Annotated in this window: 3 protein-coding genes and 4 pseudogenes; 2 read left to right on the top strand and 5 right to left on the bottom strand. The window is 55.7% G+C overall.

Annotated elements, in window-relative coordinates:
- Positions 1-203 (bottom strand): annotated as a pseudogene (locus HX869_RS28745) (methyl-accepting chemotaxis protein); the annotation flags it as partial.
- A gap of 435 nt (positions 204-638) precedes the next feature.
- Complete coding sequence (locus HX869_RS31430) at positions 639-980, bottom strand: hypothetical protein (RefSeq protein ID WP_218646345.1); 342 nt, start codon at positions 978-980, stop codon at positions 639-641.
- A 291-nt stretch (positions 981-1271) separates the two neighbouring features.
- Here HX869_RS31430 and HX869_RS28750 point away from each other — a divergent pair, with 291 nt between their 5' ends.
- Positions 1272-1571 (top strand): hypothetical protein, encoded by a 300-nt coding sequence (locus HX869_RS28750; RefSeq protein WP_102606381.1) that lies wholly within the window; start codon positions 1272-1274, stop codon positions 1569-1571.
- Positions 1572-1796: 225 nt separating this feature from the next.
- On the opposite strand, the pseudogene HX869_RS28755 reads toward HX869_RS28750, so the two are convergent.
- Together HX869_RS28755 and HX869_RS31670 are read right to left on the bottom strand one after the other, a co-directional pair.
- Positions 1797-2573 (bottom strand): annotated as a pseudogene (locus HX869_RS28755) (nucleotidyltransferase domain-containing protein).
- 47 nt (positions 2574-2620) lie between these two features.
- Positions 2621-2749: pseudogene (locus tag HX869_RS31670) on the bottom strand (DUF6691 family protein); the annotation flags it as partial.
- A gap of 329 nt (positions 2750-3078) precedes the next feature.
- Here HX869_RS31670 and yiaY point away from each other — a divergent pair.
- Positions 3079-4227 carry an L-threonine dehydrogenase gene (gene yiaY, locus HX869_RS28760; protein ID WP_178904028.1) on the top strand — a complete coding sequence of 383 codons (1149 nt, stop codon included), beginning with the start codon at positions 3079-3081 and terminating at the stop codon, positions 4225-4227.
- A 141-nt stretch (positions 4228-4368) separates the two neighbouring features.
- On the opposite strand, the pseudogene HX869_RS28765 reads toward yiaY, so the two are convergent.
- Positions 4369-4983: pseudogene (locus HX869_RS28765) on the bottom strand (methyl-accepting chemotaxis protein); the annotation flags it as partial.

A 4983-nucleotide genomic window follows, 5' to 3' on the forward strand; every position in this document is an offset into this window, starting at 1 on the left:
CAACGCATCAGGCGGGTGCCGCCGATGACGCGATAGGCCAGGGTCAGCACCACGCTGGTGCCGCCGCCTATGAAGAGCGCTTGAAGCAGCGTGTCGTGCCAGAACGCCAGGCCGAGGGAGAAGAGGGTCATCAGCCAGATCAGGGCGAGCATGATGCGGTCGGCTTTGCGGTAGTGCTCGATGAAACGGGCTTGGGCAGGCATTCACTCGTACTCCATGTGGACGGGCCGGGGTGAGGCAAGCATGCGACGTGCCATACGGGCATGCGGGGAGCGAATCGGGTGTGGGGGAGCGGGGTTGATTGATGGTAGGAGGTTATCGGCGGTGTTGGGTGGGGCTTTAGGGGGGATAAGCCAGAAGCTGCTTGTTACAAGGGGCTGCAATCGGCCAAAAGCAGTCTTTCAATGCTCTACAAAATTAGAGCCGATTTGCCCCATCTTAACTACCGCGCTAATTCCGCGGAGAGTGGGCATGGAAAACACGCGCTCACCCATCCGACAAAGACCGGTACGCAAAGCATGAGCTTCCAATCTGTCCGGCACCTCAAAGATGGCTGGCAAGCCAAGACCAGTGTTTACTGCCAGTCCAGAATCAAAACAGGCATTAATTCAGCTTCCTTACTGCCTTCAACAGCACTGCTACTGCTGTATATCACTGATCACAATCTGCGAACTCCCCTCGATCCTTCTGACTTCTACAGTCATGCTCCCATGCTCGCCTTTGACCAAGTAAAGGTACTGATGAAAACCTGGCTCAGTGTCACTTTTATAATATGTGAACCGCTTCAGCAATGTTAAGGAAGCGACATTGCCTACCTGAGTAGCGATCTGTTGGTTTGAGCGTAAATACTCTTGAAACGCAATATTAGCCTCATCCTTTGCCTCGTAGTACCTCAGCACAAATCCTGCGATCACGACGATCAACACTATCGCAATTAGAGGCTTGATTTTTTTGAATCTCGGGCTTTTTAAATTACGCATACCCACCCCCTAAAAATGGTTATAACTACCAAATTCTACGTTGATATTAGTACCCCAACGTCCGCCCAATTCACTGCGTTAGGATCAATAGAAAATACGACCGATGGACTGCCAAAGCGACCACCTACTTTGTTCGTGATGGCTCGCACTGTCCGCCTTCAATCGTCAATTGGCCTGGTTCCAACCGGGACGTGCTTAACCACCATTAGCCCGGTTGAACTGCCAACGCGTGGAACGACCCGCTATGCCGGCAAGTCTACCTGTATCTACTCATGGGTAAGGTACAGCGCAATGGATAAGACAATCACCGTCGATCAACTAGAGACAACCGACCTTCGATCAATCAACGAAATATGGCTTGGCGAGACGCATACCCAGCTATGCCTATGGCGTGGCGAACAGGTCTTCACCCACGAGATGATGAGCGAGGGCACCCACGATCAGAATGTCCAACGCCTGTGCTTGCAGTTGGTCAACCCTGACGATCAAACCGCCGTAGCCAGCGTCGAGGTAATTGTGCGCGAACGGCTGAAAAAAATGGGGAAGGAGGGCGAGTTTTATCCCGCAGAGGAGGCTGACACTCATCAATAAGAAAAGGTGTATCGGTCATTCATGGGGAGTTGATCCAAGGCCTGTTGTCGCTTGGAGGTGTATCTTTCGATGATGATCCTGAGACGCTTAGGATGACTCACTCAATTCAGTAACACCACGGAGCAGCCAACAGGTTATGGATATCGAATTTCGCGGTAATCGCATGCGTGATAACCCGTCTGTAGGTACATGAATCGCCCCTGATTTCATAGGCGCGTTATGGATTCAACCGGTTTGTGTAGCCATCCAGGTCAAAAAATCATGGAGCTGAGTCGTAAATTTCTTTGGCTTGGCATCCGGGTTTCTTGCCTGGGACAAGAAAAAAGAGATCTGCATTCTCGTACTCGGGTAATGCTGAACAAACTGCTCGACAAGCTCTTCCAGTGTTTACGGCCACATCAGGTCCTGTTCAGAGCGAAGCACTTGAGTTGACCGGATGAGTTTGCGCGAAGCTTCTCGCTGCAAGCGTAGCGATTGCGTCGGTGTGGTCGCCTGGTCGATAAGGTCGGCATACCGGGTCAGCACGGATTCAAAGTCACCATTCACGGCAATGGCGATAGCGCGCGACGGCTTGAACCGGTCGAAGCGTTGGGTCAGATCATCGCCCCATAAGCAACGACAGTGATGCTTGAGCCAATACCCCCAGCTCAATCGATTGTCAGGTGCCAATACTTCAGCACGACTACCGATATCGAAATCGATCTTGGTGACTTCGGCATGCCGACTTTCCAGCGTGCGCCTTTTCGACTCCAGCATTTCCAGATCCTGCGACGTAGGTGGGCTGTGCAGAATAAGGGTTAGGTCAAGGTCAGAAACCCCCGGCACGGCGTCGCCTCTCGCGACACTGCCATAAAGATAAATCCCGTCCAGCAAAGGTTCCGGCCGCGCGAGCGTCATGCAAACGTCCGTCAGCAAAGCCTGAAACTGTGGCTGCGTCTCGACGTTGGACACGGTGAGGATATAACCGTCCGCATCAGTGCCACGAGGTTGGAGTCGCTCCATGAAGCCGTCCTTGAGTTGCGTTCAGTAAAAATCGGGGTCAAACCCCATCAAGACGTGCGCCGGCCTTCCAGGCTGGAAAACACATGCATACCCGCCAGCATCGCCACTACGAAGATGAGAATTTGCCAGTGCCCGGTAAACAGAAGGGCGACCGCAGGCCCAGGGCAGATACCCGAGAACAAACACGCTGACGGACAGCCCGATCAGTTCCTGCACAGGAGAGTCGGTGAGGGCTGTTGATCAGCGAACCATCATAACCATCCGTGCGGGGCTGGGTCTGCGCAAGTCAGATTTTGCTGCCGCCCCCCATGGAATGGGTGAAGCCCTGCTTCCAGTACTAAAGGAGGTGTCAATGCCCGCTAAAGGACCATTTCGGTCTGACGCCATAGGTTTAGGCTCAGCTTTGTGATCGTCAACGATGACAACAAGAGGCGCCGCATCACCTGCGAGATGAGTAGAAAACCTCACTGACTCCCGTGTCTCCATAATAAAAAGAGGATTTATCATGAGTAGCACCTTCTTCATTCCTTCCGTGAACATGATGGGCATTGGCAGCCTCGACGAGGCGATGCTCGCAATCCGCAAGTACGGATTCCGCAAAGCCTTGATCGTCACCGATGCCGGCCTGGCTAAAGCCGGCGTGGCGGCCAAGGTCGCCGGCCTGTTGGCCCAGCAAGACATCGACTCCACTCTGTTTGACGGCGCCAAACCGAATCCTACCGTCAGCAACGTGGAGAAGGGCCTTGAACTGCTGGGTCGCAGCGACTGTGATTTCATTATTTCCCTGGGCGGCGGTTCCCCCCATGACTGCGCCAAAGGCATTGCCCTGTGCGCCGCCAACGGCGGGCACATCAGTGATTACGAAGGCGTCGACCAATCCGCCAAGCCACAAATGCCACTGATCGCCATCAACACCACCGCCGGCACGGCGAGTGAAATGACCCGTTTCTGCATCATCACCGACGAAGTCCGCCACGTGAAAATGGCCATCGTCGACCGCAACGTCACCCCCCTGTTATCCGTCAACGACCCCTCGCTGATGGCCGCCATGCCCAAAGGCCTGACCGCCGCCACCGGCATGGACGCACTGACCCACGCCGTCGAAGCCTACGTGTCGACGGCGGCCACGCCGATCACCGATGCCTGTGCACTCAAAGCCATCGAATTGATCTCGGCCAACCTGCGCACCGCCGTTGCCCAGGGTGACAACATGACCGCCCGGGAAAACATGGCCTACGCGCAATTCCTTGCCGGCATGGCCTTCAACAATGCTTCGCTGGGTTACGTGCACGCCATGGCGCACCAACTGGGCGGTTTCTACGACCTGCCTCACGGCGTGTGCAACGCGATCCTGCTGCCCCATGTGTCGAGCTTCAACGCCAGCGTATGTCCGGCCCGGTTTAAGGATATCGCTCATGCGATGGGGGTTGAGACTCAGCAACTGGATGCGGAGAAGGGCGCTGCGGCGGCTATCACGGCCATCCGTAAACTGTCTGCGGATGTGGGGATTCCGAGTGGGCTTGTTGAGCTGGGTGTGAAGGCTGACGATATTCCGACCCTGGCAACCAATGCCATGAAAGATGCCTGCGGCTTTACCAATCCGCGTCCTGCCAATCAGGATGAGATTGAGCAGATTTTTCATACGGCGATGTGATTGATGTGAAGTGATGCTGGAGAGAACGCCCCGCCTTTGGTTGAAGTGCGGGGTGTTTTGGTTTTGTTCGCCGATAGGGTTGGAGTGGCTCACTGGCTTGGCTGGAAGTGGTCTGTCATGAGCGGCTACTGTCGGCCATTAGTCCATGCGCTGCATGGAACCGGTCATCTGGGCGATTTCCGCCAGTTGGTGGCGCGCGCCTTTTTTGAAGGTGCCGCTGGCGTGAGCCAGCTCCTGACCGAGTTGGCCGAGGCCGTGGGAGTCGCGGGCGACGCCGTCGATCAGGCCGGTGATCTGGGTCAGAAAGTGATCGAAACGGGTGGCAAGGGAGACATGGACTTTTTCCGGACTGCCCTTGACGGCCTCACCGCTGAACTGAGTGGTGACGGCGAGCATCTTTTCGAGCATTTCCTGGCTTTCTACCGCTTCGGTCTGGCTGTGCACCGCGAGGTAGAGCAGGGCGACCGTCTCCATCACCACGTAGAACGCGTGGATGAAAATCATGCTCCAGCCGCCGTGATGCTCCATCACAAACACCGGGAAACCCTGATGCTGCAACGCATGAAACACCACGTGATGCACCGCGATGGTGACGGCGGCCACCAGGATAGGCAGCCAGTCGCGGTAGAAGGTCAACACCGCCAGCAGCGCGAAGATACCGAAGTGCGACTCGATGACACCCTCGGCCTGGTTGATGTGCAACGCCGCCATCACCATCAGGCCGACGCCAAGGGCACAACGCATCAGGCGGGTGCC

This window comes from Pseudomonas sp. P7779 (assembly GCF_013386315.1).
Taxonomy (GTDB): domain Bacteria; phylum Pseudomonadota; class Gammaproteobacteria; order Pseudomonadales; family Pseudomonadaceae; genus Aquipseudomonas.